16 protein-coding genes are annotated in these 16,487 nt (G+C 45.2%); 6 read left to right on the top strand and 10 right to left on the bottom strand.

The window, feature by feature from the left end:
* Positions 1–10: 10 nt before the first annotated feature.
* Together L4B77_RS12700 and L4B77_RS12695 are read left to right on the top strand one after the other, a co-directional pair.
* The gene (locus L4B77_RS12700; RefSeq protein WP_429750836.1) at positions 11–1,201 is read left to right on the top strand and encodes an MFS transporter; all 1,191 of its coding nucleotides are present in this window, start codon (positions 11–13) and stop codon (positions 1,199–1,201) included.
* A gap of 76 nt (positions 1,202–1,277) precedes the next feature.
* A complete protein-coding gene (locus L4B77_RS12695) occupies positions 1,278–2,366 on the top strand; it encodes an alkene reductase (protein ID WP_429750834.1) in 1,089 nt (362 codons plus the stop codon).
* A 318-nt stretch (positions 2,367–2,684) separates the two neighbouring features.
* Here L4B77_RS12695 and rlmJ read toward each other — a convergent pair whose 3' ends face one another.
* The 5 genes from rlmJ to L4B77_RS12670 form a co-directional block, all read right to left on the bottom strand.
* Complete coding sequence (gene rlmJ / locus L4B77_RS12690) at positions 2,685–3,551, bottom strand: 23S rRNA (adenine(2030)-N(6))-methyltransferase RlmJ (RefSeq protein ID WP_429750832.1); 867 nt, start codon at positions 3,549–3,551, stop codon at positions 2,685–2,687.
* Positions 3,552–3,751: 200 nt separating this feature from the next.
* Positions 3,752–4,690 (bottom strand): protein translocase subunit SecF, encoded by a 939-nt coding sequence (gene secF / locus L4B77_RS12685; RefSeq protein ID WP_372040385.1) that lies wholly within the window; start codon positions 4,688–4,690, stop codon positions 3,752–3,754.
* A gap of 2 nt (positions 4,691–4,692) precedes the next feature.
* Positions 4,693–6,492: a protein translocase subunit SecD gene (secD, locus tag L4B77_RS12680; RefSeq protein WP_429750829.1), complete on the bottom strand. Its 1,800-nt coding sequence runs from the start codon at positions 6,490–6,492 to the stop codon at positions 4,693–4,695.
* 174 nt (positions 6,493–6,666) lie between these two features.
* Positions 6,667–7,131 (bottom strand): hypothetical protein, encoded by a 465-nt coding sequence (locus L4B77_RS12675; protein ID WP_372040383.1) that lies wholly within the window; start codon positions 7,129–7,131, stop codon positions 6,667–6,669.
* Positions 7,132–7,598: 467 nt separating this feature from the next.
* A complete protein-coding gene (locus tag L4B77_RS12670; RefSeq protein WP_261840449.1) occupies positions 7,599–8,033 on the bottom strand; it encodes a carboxymuconolactone decarboxylase family protein in 435 nt (144 codons plus the stop codon).
* A 127-nt stretch (positions 8,034–8,160) separates the two neighbouring features.
* On the opposite strand from L4B77_RS12670, the gene L4B77_RS12665 reads away from it, so the two are divergent.
* Positions 8,161–9,075, top strand: a complete 915-nt coding sequence (locus L4B77_RS12665) for a LysR family transcriptional regulator (RefSeq protein ID WP_261840450.1) — start codon at positions 8,161–8,163, stop codon at positions 9,073–9,075.
* Between the two features lie 144 nt (positions 9,076–9,219).
* Here the strand turns inward: L4B77_RS12665 and L4B77_RS12660 are convergent, their stop codons facing one another.
* The 3 genes from L4B77_RS12660 to L4B77_RS12650 all read right to left on the bottom strand — a co-directional run bounded on the left by L4B77_RS12660 (position 9,220) and on the right by L4B77_RS12650 (position 11,486).
* Complete coding sequence (locus L4B77_RS12660) at positions 9,220–10,119, bottom strand: NAD(P)-dependent oxidoreductase (protein ID WP_261840724.1); 900 nt, start codon at positions 10,117–10,119, stop codon at positions 9,220–9,222.
* Positions 10,120–10,463: 344 nt separating this feature from the next.
* Entirely contained in the window at positions 10,464–11,180 is a 717-nt protein-coding gene (locus L4B77_RS12655) for a YebC/PmpR family DNA-binding transcriptional regulator (RefSeq protein ID WP_372065225.1), read from the bottom strand.
* Positions 11,181–11,276: 96 nt separating this feature from the next.
* Positions 11,277–11,486, bottom strand: coding sequence for a DUF3283 family protein (locus L4B77_RS12650; protein WP_004732615.1), 210 nt, complete (start codon positions 11,484–11,486; stop codon positions 11,277–11,279).
* 89 nt (positions 11,487–11,575) lie between these two features.
* Between L4B77_RS12650 and L4B77_RS12645 the strand changes: the two genes are divergently transcribed.
* Positions 11,576–11,773, top strand: a complete 198-nt coding sequence (locus L4B77_RS12645) for a hypothetical protein (protein WP_261840452.1) — start codon at positions 11,576–11,578, stop codon at positions 11,771–11,773.
* Here the strand turns inward: L4B77_RS12645 and L4B77_RS12640 are convergent.
* Positions 11,741–12,079 carry a 4a-hydroxytetrahydrobiopterin dehydratase gene (locus tag L4B77_RS12640; protein WP_429750823.1) on the bottom strand — a complete coding sequence of 113 codons (339 nt, stop codon included), beginning with the start codon at positions 12,077–12,079 and terminating at the stop codon, positions 11,741–11,743. The genes L4B77_RS12645 and L4B77_RS12640 overlap by 33 nt on opposite strands.
* Positions 12,069–12,863 carry a phenylalanine 4-monooxygenase gene (gene phhA, locus L4B77_RS12635; RefSeq protein WP_429750821.1) on the bottom strand — a complete coding sequence of 265 codons (795 nt, stop codon included), beginning with the start codon at positions 12,861–12,863 and terminating at the stop codon, positions 12,069–12,071. The genes L4B77_RS12640 and phhA overlap by 11 nt, the downstream gene beginning before the upstream one ends.
* Before the next feature lie 199 nt (positions 12,864–13,062).
* On the opposite strand from phhA, the gene L4B77_RS12630 reads away from it, so the two are divergent.
* Positions 13,063–15,090: an acetoacetate--CoA ligase gene (locus tag L4B77_RS12630; protein WP_429750819.1), complete on the top strand. Its 2,028-nt coding sequence runs from the start codon at positions 13,063–13,065 to the stop codon at positions 15,088–15,090.
* A 477-nt stretch (positions 15,091–15,567) separates the two neighbouring features.
* On the top strand, positions 15,568–16,487 hold a 920-nt coding region (locus L4B77_RS12625), incomplete at its 3' end, for a carbamate kinase (RefSeq protein ID WP_429750817.1).

Here is a 16,487-nt window from a genome sequence, read left to right as displayed (position 1 = left end):
GGTAAACGTCATGAAACAAGAAAAGATACCATTTCAAGTTTGGATATTAACACTCGCGGCTTTTGCGATAGGTACTGCTGAATTTGTTATCGCAGGTATCCTTCCACAAATCGCGACGTCCCTCTCTATCACAGAAGGTCAAGCCGGATACTTAATCAGTGCGTATGCGCTTGCTATCGTTATCGGTGGACCAATCTTAACCATCTACCTTGCACGCTTTAATAAAAAAATGGTGCTTATCGGATTAATGGCACTGTTCATTATCGGTAACGTGTTATCCGCCTTAGCGCCAAGCTACCCATTATTGTTAGCAAGTCGTGTTATCGCTGGCCTTGTTCAAGGTCCTTTTTATGGTATAGGTGCCGTTGTAGCAACTAACCTAGTGTCTGAAAAAATGGCTGGTCGCGCGGTGGGTCAAATGTTTGCAGGTCTAACGCTTGCTAACGTTCTTGGCGTTCCAGCGGGTACGTGGGTTAGCTTGCAATTCGGTTGGCACACCACTTTCTTTAGCGTGGCTGCACTTGGCACTATTGCGATGATCTCAATCCTAACGTCAATCAAATCAGCAGGTCACAGTGAAGCGAAAGACATCAAAACTCAGCTATTGGCGTTTAAAAATCCAATGCTACTGATCAGTTTAGCAATCACAGCTTTCGCTTGGTCTGGCTTCATGACACTTTACGGCTACCTTGCTCCTATCGCAATGCACATCACAGGTTACAGTCAAGAATCAGTGACTTGGATCTTAGTCATTGTTGGGGTTGGCTTAATCATTGGTAACACTTTAGGCGGACGTTCTTCAGATAAAAACCTGGGTAAAGCATCCATGTTTTGGGCTATCGCGATGATCGTATCATTAGTGATTGTTGGCCTTGTGGTCGGTAATAAGATTCTGTTTGTTGCGGCTGCTTTTGTGTTCGGTGTGGCATCATTTGCTAACGTACCCGCAATGCAACTTCGAGTGATGAATCACGGTGGCGAAGGCCAAGAACTGGCGGCAACAGCCAATATTTCTGCCTTTAACTTGGCGAATGCCTTCGGTGGCTTCTTAGGTGGCATTGTACTTGACAGCCAACTCGGGGCAGGAATGATTCCTTTCGCAGCCGTTGTTGTTCCAATTATCGGTCTGTTCTTAATTGTGAAAGCGAACCGAGCTGAAAAACAGAGCACCCCAGAATTGGCGCCAACAACAGCTAATTAATTTCAATGTGCCGATGTCAGATTCACACCAACATTGGCACAGGCACAGCAACCCATCTTTCCTAGAGGTAAATACCATGAGTAAGTTATTCGAAAACACAGAACTGAAAGATCTTAACCTACAAAACCGTGTTGTTATGGCACCCATGACACGCGCTCGTACTAGCCAACCAGGAAACGTACCCAACGACATGATGGCGACGTACTACCAACAACGTGCCAGTGCAGGGCTAATCATCTCTGAAGCGACACAAATCTCAGATGACTCTCAAGGTTACTCATTTACACCCGGCGTTTATACCGATGCACAAATCGAAGGTTGGAAGTCAGTAACAACAGCAGCAAAAACACAAGGTGCCGCGATATTCTGCCAACTATGGCATGTAGGCCGCGTGTCACACCCTACCTTTCAAAAAGGCGAGCTGCCGATTGCCCCTTCAGCATTAGCGCCAATAGAAACTCAGGTTTGGATCGCTGATGAGAATGGCAACGGCAACATGGTGGATTGCATCCAACCAAGAGAGATGACCCAAGCAGACATCGACCGTGTTGTTCAAGATTTTGCTAACTCAGCGAAAAAAGCGATCGAGGCAGGGTTCAATGGCGTCGAGATCCACGGTGGCAATGGTTACCTGATTGACCAGTTCCTAAGAACCAACTCAAACAAGCGCACCGACAACTACGGTGGCACTCGTGAGAATCGACTTCGCTTCCTAATCGAAGTCGTGGATGCAGTAATTGAAGCGATTGGTGCTGACAAAGTGGGTGTACGTTTGGCCCCATTCATCACCTTCAAAGACATGAACTGCCCCGATATCGTGCCAACGATTTTAGAAGCGTCAAAAGCGCTACAAGCTCGCAATATCGCTTATCTGCATCTATCAGAAGCCGACTGGGATGACGCACCTGTGATACCTGAAAGCTTCCGTGTGGAATTAAGAGAACGGTTCTCTAATACCATCATTGTTGCAGGCAGCTACACACCAGAACGCGCCGAAGAAGTATTAAGTAAAGGCTACGCCGACCTCGTCGCATTTGGTCGTCCATTCGTAGCAAACCCAGATTTGGTATCACGTCTACAAAACGGCAGCGAGCTAGCACAACTTGACGGCGCCACTCTGTTTGGTGGTAACGAAAAAGGCTATACCGATTATCCAGCGTTGTAGTCGGTTTTGATGAAATGATCGCTTCTAATTTTTAGGCGACATTTCAGGCAGACAAAAGAAAGGCTCGCATGACTAGTGCGAGCCTTATGCAGTTTAGGGGGTAAACCACAATATCGTATTAATCTGGAACTCATTATTTCACTTATGAACCAGTATGCACCTGAGCACATCAGTGCCCTATTTTTAAATGATTCACTAAAAATAATCAATCAATCAAAGTTAGCGTTTCGTCAATTTAAATCGCATGAATACCAATAATTGAGTGATTCAAATCTAAACAATAACCATAACATCCAGATCAATAAGCCTCTCCTTTACCTATAAACTTCTCATTTGCCAATAACCTTCACCCTTAGTGGCAAGTTGGCGGTGTAAATAATCGAGCGTATCTGCGACCATACCAGCAATGCCTTGTGGTGGATTAAACAACAATAAACCACTGCCTATAAGGCGATCATCCCCCTTAGGATCTCGAAGGCGAAGCTCTGACTTAATCGGACTTGGTAGCAAGCCATCTTTCACCGCTGTCACGCAGTGGTTGAGAATCAGTAAGCTCTTATCATCCGTGTAAAGCGGATACCAAATCAAGGCAGATACCTTCTCAGACTGCTGATACGCCTTAACCAAGGCATCAATGACTGCCAGATATTCAGAGTCGGTTTCATAGGGTGGGTCGATAACAATCAAGTGATGATCATCGTGCTTTGCGATGTCGTCAGGTAGTGCTTTCAAGCCATCGCCCGCGGTAATGGTGAGCTTACTTGAAACATCGAGATCGCGTTGCAGCTTCTCAATGTTAGTTTGTAATAGGTCGGCTTCATCTTGCTGAATGTCTGAAAAATAGAAGCTATCTTGGCTGCGGCCTTGTTGGTAGGTGATGGCTGCAGAACCCGGATAGAGAGAGATAAGTTGATTCGGATTGTAGTATTCCAGTACCGACATAAAAGAGCTGAATGCCGGAGGAAGATAAGCCTTGTTTCGCCACAAGTACCCGACCCCTTCAGCAAACTCACCAGCATGATTGCTTGGTGCGGTAGTGAGGTCATAACACCCTGTACCAGAGTGGGTGTCGATAACATTGAGGCGTGAATGTTGCTGCATTAATGACTGAACAAGTGCACTCAATACTGGATGCTTTAGCGCATCACCATGGTCGCCTACATGACATTGATGTCGATATTCCATTCCCTTGCCTCATTTCTACGAACGTCATCTAAACATACTTCATATCATGAGGGCTTGCCTGCTCAATCCATCGTTTTTTGCAATCGGATCTTCTTTCTGTAACTGTTTGACTCTTATAAAAAATAAAGCCCCTCGTTTTGTTATAAACGAAGGGCTTGTTGACGTTACTGGCTAAGTCGTACAGTTAATCAATAGAAAGCCTAAGGGTACTCGCCCTCAACTTCTACTGGCGCTTTCACTTGATAGTGACAAGGCTTTAAGCCAAGTAGCTTAGGCAGTGTGATACCGACAGACACTGAAGACCACGTACCGCTGACAATACCTACAACCAGTGCAATCGCGAATCCTTGCAGCGCAGCACCACCCAGTAGCCAAAGCGCAGATACGGTGATTAGCGTTGTACCTGAGGTCACCATGGTGCGCGAGAAGGTTGCTTTCACCGATTCGTTAAGCAGGTTATCGGTATCACCGTTTGGATTACCGCGCAGCATTTCACGAACACGGTCGGCAATAATGATTGAGTCATTCAACGAGTAACCCAAAATCGCCAACACGGCTGCTAATACGGTCAAGTTGAACTCAAACTGAGTAAAAGCGAACAGGCCTAAGATAAGCGTCACGTCATAGATGATCGCGGCAAGGGCGCCCAATGCCAAACGCCACTCAAATCGTACACTCAGGTACAACATGATCATTAGGAAACACACCAATACCGCCAAGCCACCTTGATCAACCATGTCTTGACCAACTTGAGGGCCAACCACGCTGCTGTTAAGCACTTTTACTTGGTCACTCACGGATGACAAAGCATCCATTAAATTGGGTTGAGATGCGTCCGTCAGTTGGCTGTAACGGATTGTCCAGCGATCCTGTTCTGCCATACCAACCACTTGCACGTCTTGTTGAAAAGCGGTATCAAGTTTTGTTTTTAACGCATCTTTGGTGACTTGATCAGACAGCTGAACCTCGGCAACCACACCGCCGGTGAAGTCTAGGCCCCAGTTAAAACCTTTCACCGCCACCAGCATCACAGAGCTCATGAACAGCACAATAGAAATCACAGACATCACCTTACGAAGGCGAGTCATGCTGCTGTTTGAAATATAGCGGTCTGAAATCGTCATTTTTGAAGTACTCATTCTTAAATCCTTACATCGTGGCGTTGGTCACGCCCCCAAACCAAATTGATGATCGCGCGTGAAGCAAAAATGCCCGTGAACATACTGGTTAGAAGACCTAAGCCCAGTATCAGAGCGAAGCCCTGAATCGGCCCATTACCGATGGTGTATAGAGCCACAGCAACGATCATGGTGGTGACGTTAGCATCGAAAATTGACGAGAATGCGCTATCAAAACCACGGTCGATAGCGCTCGCAAAGCTGCGCCCTTCTTTCATCTTGTCTCGAATACGCTCGAAGATAAGTACGTTAGTGTCCACCGCCATACCGACGGTCAGTACCAAACCCGCAATACCCGGCAGAGTTAATACCGCCCCCGGAAGCAAAGCAATCAAACCAAACAATGTGGTCATGTTAATCATCAGGGCACAGTTCGCGACCCAGCCAAGACGGCGGTACCATAACGCCATGAACGTTAGCGTAAGGCCAAGACCAAGTGCCAAAGCAGCAAAGCCGTTGGTTACGTTTTCCGCCCCCAGTGAAGGGCCAATGGTGCGCTCTTCAATGATGGTGACAGGCGCGGTTAATGAGCCAGCTCGCAACAATAGAGCAAGTTCCTGCGCTTCACCTAGAGTGCCAGCCCCCGTGATACGGAAACGACTGCCTAACTGAGATTGAATGTTCGCAACACTAATGACTTCACTGGTTTTTTTGCTGTTACCCGCTCTGTCACGGCTGTATTCGCTGTAAACAGTCGCCATTGGCTTGCCGATATTATGGCGAGAAAATTCAGACATTTTCTTACCACCCGCAGAATCCAACGTGATGTTAACTTCTGCACTACTCATCTCACCAATGCCGCTACGCGCATCGATAATATGTTCGCCGCTTAATACCGCTTTGCGAGCCACCACGACACGATTACCATCGGAATCTGTCAAAGTTTGAGTATTGCGAGTTGCATTATCGTACACCGCATAAAAAGCCAATGAAGCGGTCGCACCAATCACATCTTTTGCAGCAGCAGGATCTTGCACACCTGGAAGCTCAATACGAATACGGCTTTCACCTTGACGCTGAATCGATGCCTCCGTAATGCCTAACTCTTCAATACGGCTGCGCATGATTTGTAGGTTTTGTTGCACCGTTAGGTTACGTAACGTCCTTTGTTCATCTTGAGATTGCTCCAAGGTCAACGCTTTATCTGAACGGGCACGTAACCAATTGGGAAACTCTTCACGAATCAGTTTTTGTGCTTGTTCAAAATCAGCGTCGGTACGAAAGGTCAACTTCACTTGATTGTTCACCACTTCACCACGAGCATAGCGTACTTGGCTAGTGATCTCGTCGACCACAGATTGCGCTTGTGCGTGATAAACCGGTTCCATGTCTACTTCGAGCAGGAACTGCACACCACCACGTAAATCAAGGCCTAGCTGAATCGGTGCAAAGCCCATGTCAGTCAGCCATTTGGGGGCAGCTGGCTCCATCGCGAGCGCAACTGTCGCGTTATCCAATAGGTACTTATTAAGCACTTCTTTCGCTTTTGCTTGTTGCTCAGCATCTTCCAAGATCACGACCAAACGTTGGCCTTTTTGAAAGGCTGATTTAGCTTGGATGCCTTCACTCGCAAGATATTGGGTAATTTGAGTCGCATCGATGGTCTGTTCAGAGCGGTTGCTGATTTGAACCGATGCATTCTCGCCATACCAAGACGGTAAAGCACTGAGAACCATGATGATAATGGTGGCGATAAGCACCACATATTTCCACTTTGAGTAGTGGTTAATTTGTTTTCTTGGAATGCGTTTTTTCACAGTCAAGATCTCTTCTTTGAACTAATATTTTGCGAACACGAGCAATGGCTAATCGCAACCAAAACAAGCTGATTGAACGATAGTAATGCCAAAGCTGATGTCGCTATGTTTGTCTTAGTGAATGGGTGAGTTCAATGGGCACAAGGCGACCATTGATACAGCCAATTTAGGGTCAAACGATTAGCTAAGAAATTCTCGAAAATGTGAGTATTGGATGTTGCCCTCTTTCCACCCCGAAAGCCGGGAGGACGGAGAACTCACCATACTGGTCCAGTGCTGCTTAGAATCCAACAACGGGGTGTTGAAGAGCAGAGAAGCCAGTAATGAAGGAGGGGAGAAATCGATAAGCAGATGGTAAGCAGGCTCAAGATCGGCCCCGCTCTCTTGCTCATTAAGTAATAGACGTCGGTATGTCGTCGCTTGGAGACTTGATTTAGAATCATGGTAATGGGATCGGTCACCTAACGCTGAACCACCCAACTGAACTTTTTCACACTCCAAATAAGCGGATGAATCATCAATCCCGGCTTGTTTACACAGCTGACTAACCGAAGATGTCTCTTGAAGAGCATCCATGTTAAAAGGCTGAGAAAGAAACGAATAGCCGTTAGTGTTCACAAAGCCAAGGCTCAGTAAAAACAACATGAATACTAATCGTGTACCGAGTTTAAGCAATGAACAACTATCCCGAATGATGCAAACAGCGACAATATATAACAGCCCACCAAGTTACAATTGATTTAAAATCACAACCCAACATATTTGACACTGCGCTGACAATCGAACGCACTCCAATCAAAATCAATCTTAATAAAAAAGCCAAACGACTTCATGTTTGGCTATTGTCCATCCCCAGAGATTCAGGGCTAAAACGTGACTTTTTGAAAAAGCACGCTAGTCAATAAGTGTCACTTTTAGGTCTCAAAATATTCTTCAATTGATAGTCACATGAGCAGGTATCGGCCTCGACAGCCTTTTCTTTACCTTGGTTAATAGCCGAAACATTCATCACCACTGAACGAAAAATTCGACCTAATTAATTTAAAAGATTACAAGCTTAAATAGCCTGTAACCTTTTCATTTTCAGTTACATGCACATGTTATGATTATTATCAGTGAGTCATCTTTGTGGCCAGTGCAAATCGATTCCAAGCATTAATCATGATGACTTGCATCATAGATTGTGCGAGTAACTCCTCTCCTAATAAGCTTAGGCATTGCTGATAAGTCGTATCCGAAACACCTGTATTCGAAATCAGCGTCATTTCATCCGTTAGGGTCAAGATAGCCTGCTCCGTTTCATTGAACAGTGGTGACTCTTGCCATGCTGCGAGCGCAAACAATTTTTGCTGTGAGATATCAATCTTCAATGCTTCAGCTGTGTGCATTTGAATACAGTAAGCACATTTGTTGATGATTGATGCTCTGATTTTTATCATCTCTTTTAGTTCGCTAGATAATTCCACATTAGATAAATAGCCTTCAATTGACAGCATTGCGCTTAAAGCGTCAGGTTGAACTTGCGCGAGGTCGATACGTTTTAACATTTTGCCACCTAAATTTGATTAATGAATATCGCTATCAATGCGACAGATCCATTGTGCATAATTCGATATAAAATCAGAATACGCGTATTATATGAATCAGTTGTGCACAAAACGCAAAGGTGAATATGTGTTAGAGCTAATCAAAATATTTGACCAAGTCGTGGAGTCTGGAAGCTTTTCTAAAGCTGCTCAAGCTCTCAATATGGCTCCTTCTTCAGTCGCAAGAAATATAGATAACCTGGAAAGTAAGATTAAATCTTCGCTTTTTAAACGCAGTACACGGCAGCTAATTCTGACTGAAGAAGGGCAATATTTTTACCAACAATCCGCCAAAATCTTGCAAGATAGCAATAGACTGCTAGAAGAAATGCAAGGCAATCAAGTCGCTCCAGAAGGGGTACTACGAGTTTCAGTTTTTGAAAGCTTTGGTAATTTGTGTCTGACTCCATTAATTCCAGAGTTTCTTGAGCGATACCCTAAGATACAAGTTGAGTTAGAGCTGGATAACAACGTTGTCGATTTAAACAGTGAAAATATTGATGTGGCTATCCGTATTGGCACACCACAAGACAGTCGACTCAAAGCTCGTCACCTACTGACAAATAACGCGTCGTTGGTCGCTGCTCCATCGTATATTGAAAAGTACGAAGCGATCGATAAACCCGAAGACTTACAAAATCACAACTGCCTTTTGATAAGCCATGAGCGACAGAAAAACTATTGGTACTTTGAGAAGAGTACAGTTAACAAAAAAGTGCGAGTGACCGGTAATTTGATATCAAAAGGTGGCTCACCGCTTTTACATGCCGCGCTTAGCGGAGTAGGCGTACTTTTGTTGTCTGACTGGATGCTAAAGCCGTACTTGGAAAATGGGCAGCTAAGGGAATTACTCCCTCAATGGACATCAATGCACAGTGAGCAAGGAAGTGGCGAAATCTTCGCAATATATAAGAATGTTCAATACCCAAGGCCTCATGTCCGTTTGTTTATTAATTTCTTAGTTGAGAAATTAGAGCCGTTGAAGCGCATATCCCAGCCTTAATTTGGCTTGGATAAATTGCTTTCAGGGGCTCCGAGTTTCAAAACCAAAACTTTGCTTATACTTCTATACAAACCAAACAAAAATAGCCGCTAATCAGCGGCTATTTTGAGTAGTCTAAATGAAGCTTCTATTGCTTCGATCTTTCTACTTCTTCGTCTCTTCAACCACCGCTTTCATCAAGACTGACGTGTCCATGCGACCTTGCCCTTCGGCAGACAGCGCTTTGTAGGCGTTGTTGATCTTTTCAGTCAGTGGAAGCTGGATGCCTTGGCGCTCTGCTTCATCTAGACAGAAACCTAAGTCTTTGATCATCCAATCAATGGCGAAGCCGAAATCGAACTTGTCTTGCGCCATTGTGGTAGCACGGTTTTCCATCTGCCATGAACCCGCAGCGCCGTTTTTAAGGCAATCAACTAGCGTTTGGATATCCAAACCTGATTTCTCGGCAAGTACTAAGCCTTCAGAAAGACCATTCAATACACCGGCAATGCAGATCTGGTTAACCATTTTTGCGCGTTGGCCTTGACCGACTTTACCCATCAGAACTGACGACTTACCGTAAGCTTCGAACACAGGTTGTAGATCATTGAAAAGCGCTGGTTCACCGCCACACATGATGGTTAGCACACCGTTTTCTGCGCCCGCTTGGCCACCAGAGACTGGTGCATCCATAAAACGAACACCCGCTTTCTTCGCCGCCACTTCAAGCTCTTCAGACAATACGGCTGACGTGGTGGTGTGATCGACCAGAATTGCGTTTGGCTTCATTGCAGCAAGTGCACCTGTTTCGCTGGTTGTCATGCTACGAACGTCATCATCGTTGCCGACACAAACTAATACTACGTCCGCTTCCGCTACACACTCAGCCACAGATTCTGCCGCTTTACCTTGATGTTTATCAGCCCAGTCTAATGCTTTACTGTGAGTACGGTTGAATACCGTGACTTCAAAACCGGCTTTAACTAGGTGGCCTGCCATCGGGAAACCCATAACGCCTAGTCCGATAAAACTTACTTTCATTTTTTTCTCCTTTTCATTGACCAAGTCATTGCGATGAAAAGATCGAACACGCTCAATCAGTGCATCACTATACAGGGTCAAAGCCTTTGGCTGATGGTTTCTCTCTTTGTACACTAATTACGCTTGACGATCACCCCGATGATACTCAGAAAGCACTTGAATTAAATTCATCTAGGGATAAAGCTGACCATAAAAATGAGGTTCAGTGACAAATCAAGACCAAAGAACACTTCCCCAGTCGAACATCATGGAACGATGATCAAGGTAAAATCGATCATGACCGCATAAAAAAACCGAGCTTTAAAGGCTCGGTTTTTATTCTACATTCGACTCACAAGGGCGAGGCTATTATCAATGATAGATTGATATTACAGCTCAGCGTTGTGGTAAACCTGCTGAACGTCATCACAGTCGTCAAGCATGTCTAAGAACTTCTGGAACTTCTCAGAATCTTCTTCCGCGATTGGCGTCATGGTTTGAGGCACGAAAGTGATCTCCTCAACATCTAGAACTAACTCTGGAAACGCGTTAGTTAGTGCCGTCTTCGTTTTGAAGAACTCAGTTGTTGGAGCAAAGACAGTGATTACACCATCTTCTAGCTCAACGTCTGTTACGTCTACATCATCCATCATTAGTGTTTCTAGGATGACCTCGTCATCTTCGCCTTTGAACTGGAATACAGCTTGGTGAGCGAACATGTGAGAAACCGAACCTTCAACACCGATTTTCGCGCCAGTCTTAACGAAACATTGGCGAACGTCTTGGAAAGTACGGTTGCCGTTGTCAGTTAGACAGTCAACGATGACGCTTGTACCACCTGGGCCAAAACCTTCGTAACGAGCTGGTTGGAAGTCTTCACCGCCACCGCCGTTCGCTTTATCGATCGCTTTGTCGATAACGTGAGCGGGTACTTGGTCTTTCTTCGCTTTAGCAATCAGGTGCTTAAGAGGTAGGTTCATGTCTGGGTCAGAGCTACCGTTCTTAGCCAGTACGTAAATCTCTTTACCGTATTTAGAATAAACTTTAATTTTTGCGCCTGCAGTTTTCGCCATTGAGGCCTTGCGCACTTCAAAACTTCTTCCCATCGGGATCTTCTCTCTGATTCAATTAACGGTGCAAATTCTAGCAAATTACTGTGTCATTTCAATTCTACAGCATTGCTGGGCAAGGTTTGTCTGCGGTTATGCGACACCCATTACCCGTTTGTATTTTTCTACAGACTGATCAAACCAAGCCTTTTCTTCTGGGTCACCGAGCTTCATTGCTTCTTCAACAATGGCTTCAGGGCCACATTTCGCTTGCTTCAGTTTCCATACAAGAAACGATGCTTGCTTATCCAGTTCGATTTTATTTTTCTCGCTGGGTGGAAGGAGTGAAAGGTTGATAGACATGATTAGCCTTCGTCTGTAATACACTTGGCCGAGAAATATATCATAGAGCAGCCTCATAAAACCAATACTATGAGTAACAGAAAGGGTTTATGAGACAAGAAACCAAGCAAGTCGCTGATGCAGGTCAAGCTATGTTGAGAGAAGTTTTGTACCCCTTGATGAGAAAGTATGACGTATTCGACTCACCTAATGAGCTGAATAATGAGATGTTCGAATCACTGTGGCTAGAGAAGTACCTCTCCAGCCCAGAAAAGCTATTCACTCTCCGCGAACACATCGCAGCGTGAGGCGCAGATGAAATCATTCTTGTGTAGGCCTTTGATTGAGTGGCTCCACCAAGTGACGGTGACTTTGCCCCACTCCAATAAGATCGAAGGATGGTGGAACTCTTCTTCTGCCAATTCTGACACTTTGTTACTGAATGCCCATGCTTGCTTGTAGTTCTTAAACTTGAACACCTTCTCAAGCTGCGGGATGCCGTCTCTTTCGATGATCTGCCAATCAGACAACTCCAACAGTAAAGATTGTTGCTGATCTTTACTTAGGGCAATCGCGTCGAGACTGCAGGCTTCGCATTTTTGTTCATTCAACATGGGTGGATTCCTTGGGTTCAAAAAGTGGTGGTAGTAACCCCGCGTCGATGGCGAGATCAGCTTGCTGTAACAAGTTTTCCTGACTGATGTTAAAAAGCTCAGACAGCTCATCAATCACGTAATATTTCGGTTGTATAATGTCGATGCGATAAGGGGTTCTTAACACCGTTTGCAGCTCGAACCGCTCACGAACCGCCAAATCACCACCCAACGCATACATGGTTTCCGCCGGAGACGAGAGAATGCCACCGCCATAGATTTTCAGCCTATCGCCCTCTTTGACTAAACCGAACTCGACCGTAAACCAATACAAACGGGCCAGATAAGCGCGTTGCTTGGATGTCGCGGCTTGGCCTAGTTTTCCATAATGCTCAGTGAAAGCTGCAAAGTCGGCATTGGTGAGCATGGCACAGTGGCCGAAAATTTCATGAAAGAAATCAGGTTCCTGTAAGTAATCGAACTCGTCTCGCGTTCTCAGAAATGTTGCAACTGGGAATTTCTTATTGGCGAGCAAATCAAAGAAACGGTCGAAATCGATCAATGCAGGCACAGGTTGAACTTGCCAACCTGTTGTTTCCAGTAGCACTTTGTTTATCTCTGGAAGCTGGGGAACTCTGTCCAATGGCAGATCCAGCAGAGTCAGGCCGTGCAAATAGGCATCGCATGCGCGGTCATTAATGACATTCAGTTGCCTTTTCACTAAGTCGTGCCAAATGGCGTCTTCTTCGAGGCTCCACTCAACCCATCCCTCTTGGCTCACGGGCTTAGAATGATATTGAGTCATTACACACCTCCTTTCGAATGTCTCACTTTAAGCCTATCTCCACTCCTTATATCCGCCAATTTGCACGATTTTTCGAAACAGGCGATCGTGTAACATTTTGTTTACACAATTACAGCAACCCCTTATTTTGCTGATCTTTTGACTTTGTAAAACCTAAATACCAGACTGAAATCGTTAACTTTTTGTTAAAGGTAAAAGAATGCACGAGAGCAATAAGCCCATTTGGCAACCCAGTAACCAGCGTATCGCACACGCCAACGTAACCCGATTTATGGATAACCTCGATCAGCAGGGCGTATTCGAGCGGAAATTGAAAAACTACACCGAGCTTCATCAATGGTCTGTGGACCAGCCGGAGTCGTTTTGGCCGAACGTGTGGCAGTTTTGTGGAATGGTCGGTTCGCAAGACTGTAATAACAAGGCAGAAAGCGAGCGCATCAAAACTCAAGGTGAAAGCCGCTGGCAGCAACCGAAATCGAATCGTGATGCGGTGTGGTTTCCGAATGCTCAAGTTAACTACGCCGAAAACTTGCTGCATTCAGCAAAAACGTTGCCAAACGAGCTTGCGATTTGGTTTGAGAATGAACGTGGCGAGCAGCAAAGCTACACATGGCAAACCCTTTGTGAGGAAGTCTCTAGCGTTCAACTATGGCTCGTGGATTGTGGCGTACAACAAGGCGATGTGGTCGCCGCTTATACACCTTATCTGCCACAAACCGTAATAGCGATGCTGGCAACCACCAGTTTGGGAGCGATTTGGACATCAACCTCGCCTGACTTTGGTGCCGAGAGTGTGATTGAGCGATTTGGCCAAGTGAAACCTAAAGTGCTGTTCACCTGTGATGGCTACACCTTTAATGGCAAAACGTTCGATATGACGGACAAGAACCGTGAAATCATCGAGCACTTAAACGCGCTAAAACAGGTGTGTCAGATCGATTATTTGAAACCGACTCGTGATTTAGAGAAGAACAACGTTAAACATGATGTGTCGACCCAAAGCTGGCCCAACATCATCAATCACTATCAACCACAATCTATGCGATTTACTCGTGTCGGATTCAATGAACCACTGTTTGTGCTCTACTCTTCCGGTACCACAGGCAAACCAAAGTGTATTGTTCATTCTGTCGGTGGCACTACCATCAACCACCTAAAAGAGCATCAACTTCATTGCGATATAAAGCCCAACGATCGCGTGTTCTACTACACCACTTGTGGTTGGATGATGTGGAACTGGCACATATCTGCACTCTCCAGCGGTGCTTGTTTGGTTATCTTTGATGGTAGCCCGGTTTATCCGCAACCCAACGTGCTATGGGATTTAGCGCAGCGAGCTGACGTATCGACATTTGGCACCTCAGCCAAGTACCTAGAGGCGATTGAGAAAGCGGAAATCTCACCGATCGACAGTCACTCTCTTCCCCACTTAAGAACACTGTGCTCGACGGGTTCAGTGCTCTACCCTGAGCAGTTCGATTACGTCTACAAGCACATCAAACAAGATCTGCATTTAGCGTCCATTTCTGGTGGTACGGATATTTGTGGCTGTTTTGTGTTGGGTAATCCTATCTCGCCTGTGTATCGCGGCGAGTGCCAACAGGCCGGGCTCGGCGTCGACATCAAGGTGTTCAATTCATCTGGCCAAAAGGTCAATCAAGAACGGGGCGAGCTAGTATGCACCAACTCCCTACCCAACTTCCCCGCAGGCTTTTGGAATGACACCGGAGAGCGCTATCACAGCACCTATTGGGATAGGTTTGATAATGTGTGGCATCACGGTGATGAAGTCGCACAGAGCGAACATGGCGGCTACCTGTTCTACGGGCGAGGCGACACCACACTCAACCCTGGAGGCGTGCGAATTGGTACCGCGGAAATCTATCAACAAGTGAACACCATTGAGGGCATTGTTGATTCGATAGCCGTCGGCAAAGACATCGACCGCAACGAGCAGATATGGCTGTTTGTTCAACTGCAGCAAGGTGTGGATCTAGATGATGAGTTACTGGCAGTCATCAAAGGTAAACTCAAATCATCATGCTCACCAAGGCATGTGCCAAGCCAGGTATTTGCGATCAGCGACGTACCAAAAACACGTTCTGGCAAACTGGTGGAGTTGGCTGTCAAACAGGTGATCAATGGCAACAGTGTCGAAAACCTCGGAGCGATTGCTAACGCCGAGGTTTTGGATGAAATAAAACACCTTGTGTCGCTTGAGTGTTGAGCCTTAGAAAGTGGCTAACTATCTGCAATTCTCATTTGGCTATCAGATACCATCTGAAGAGAAGCCCCACCATTTCAGTTTGACCCCTTACCTTTCCTAACGTTCTTAATGCGATCTGAGCATCATATTTAAAATAAAAATAGACAATTATTCATTTTATGGTTTGAGATAATATTCACTAAAGCCGAATCATTTATACAAAAAAAGAGTCCACCACTGGATTATATCCAATCTTATGGATATTTAATCGAATTCTAATAATGACCATTTCCACAACGCCATTTCTAGTGAAATGATAATTTGATAGCTATCACATTTAGAACAGTTATTTTCCCATACTATCTCAGCATGTTAATTACTTGATAGTAATTAAAAAATATAACCATTGTTATTAGTAATCTTGAATTAAATTGTAAATAACAAGCGGTTAATCCCTACTTAAAATAAAATCATTATCAAATGATCGGAGACATTATCATGCGCATAGTATTAGCTTTGGGCGGTAACGCTCTTTTAGCAAGAGGCCAAGCATTAACGGCTGAGAACCAACGTGAAAATATAATCAAATCAGCGGCGAGTATCGCTGCGATTGCACGCGAGCATGAGATTGTTATCGTTCATGGCAATGGCCCACAAGTGGGTTTGTTGATGGAGCAAAACGCGGCTTATCACGAATATTCGCCAGAGACGACCCCGTACCCAATGGATGTACTAGGATCTCAAACCTGTGGCATGGTGGGCTACATGTTGCAACAAGAGCTAAGAAACATTGACCCTGAATTAGACGTAGCGACGCTAGTCACGCAAACTGAAGTATGCAAAAAAGACCCTGCGTTTGCTAACCCGACTAAATTTGTTGGCCCTGTATATACAGAGCAACGAGCTAAAGAGTTAATGGCTCAAAGCACGATGAAGTTTAAAGCTGATGGCGAGTACTACCGTCGCGTTGTACCTTCTCCTATGCCAAAAAGCATTGTTGAAATTAAACAAATTGAAACACTTCTAGATACGAATAACCTAGTTATCGCTTGTGGCGGCGGCGGTATTCCCGTGAGCCTTGAACAAGGCAAGAGTACTGGCGTCGAATGCGTAATTGACAAAGACCTTACGGCTGAATTACTGGCTGAAAAAATCCATGCCGACTTATTTATTATCCTAACTGATGGGTCGATTTTCCGTAACTATGGCAAAGAAGACCAAGCAGAAATGAAGCAAGCAACGCCTGCTGGTTTAGCAGAATTTTCATTCCCTGCTGGTTCTATGGGGCCAAAAATTGACGCCGTTTGTAAATTCGTTGAAGCTGGATTAGGTAATGCGGCGATTGGTTCATTATTTGATTTAGATAAAATCATTGCTAATGAAGGTGGTACTCTGATTACGAAAGGCGAGGGTATTGT

It is taken from the genome of Vibrio minamisatsumaniensis (genome assembly GCF_050337445.1).
Classification (GTDB): domain Bacteria; phylum Pseudomonadota; class Gammaproteobacteria; order Enterobacterales; family Vibrionaceae; genus Vibrio; species Vibrio artabrorum.
The sequence above is the reverse complement of the archived record's forward strand: the minus strand, read 5'-3'. Positions and strand labels throughout refer to the sequence as shown.

What these genes read in the sequence shown, in the direction of transcription:
- L4B77_RS12700 (WP_429750836.1), top strand. Translation starts at nt 11, where the DNA reads ATGAAACAAGAAAAGATACCATTTCAAGTTTGGATATTAACACTCGCG.
- L4B77_RS12650 (WP_004732615.1), bottom strand. Translation starts at nt 11,486, where the DNA reads ATGTCTATCAACCTTTCACTCCTTCCACCCAGCGAGAAAAATAAAATC.
- L4B77_RS12670 (WP_261840449.1), bottom strand. Translation starts at nt 8,033, where the DNA reads ATGTTAAAACGTATCGACCTCGCGCAAGTTCAACCTGACGCTTTAAGC.
- L4B77_RS12695 (WP_429750834.1), top strand. Translation starts at nt 1,278, where the DNA reads ATGAGTAAGTTATTCGAAAACACAGAACTGAAAGATCTTAACCTACAA.
- L4B77_RS12655 (WP_372065225.1), bottom strand. Translation starts at nt 11,180, where the DNA reads ATGGGAAGAAGTTTTGAAGTGCGCAAGGCCTCAATGGCGAAAACTGCA.
- L4B77_RS12645 (WP_261840452.1), top strand. Translation starts at nt 11,576, where the DNA reads ATGAGACAAGAAACCAAGCAAGTCGCTGATGCAGGTCAAGCTATGTTG.
- L4B77_RS12675 (WP_372040383.1), bottom strand. Translation starts at nt 7,131, where the DNA reads ATGTTGTTTTTACTGAGCCTTGGCTTTGTGAACACTAACGGCTATTCG.
- L4B77_RS12630 (WP_429750819.1), top strand. Translation starts at nt 13,063, where the DNA reads ATGCACGAGAGCAATAAGCCCATTTGGCAACCCAGTAACCAGCGTATC.
- L4B77_RS12640 (WP_429750823.1), bottom strand. Translation starts at nt 12,079, where the DNA reads ATGTTGAATGAACAAAAATGCGAAGCCTGCAGTCTCGACGCGATTGCC.
- phhA (WP_429750821.1), bottom strand. Translation starts at nt 12,863, where the DNA reads ATGACTCAATATCATTCTAAGCCCGTGAGCCAAGAGGGATGGGTTGAG.
- secF (WP_372040385.1), bottom strand. Translation starts at nt 4,690, where the DNA reads ATGAGTACTTCAAAAATGACGATTTCAGACCGCTATATTTCAAACAGC.
- rlmJ (WP_429750832.1), bottom strand. Translation starts at nt 3,551, where the DNA reads ATGGAATATCGACATCAATGTCATGTAGGCGACCATGGTGATGCGCTA.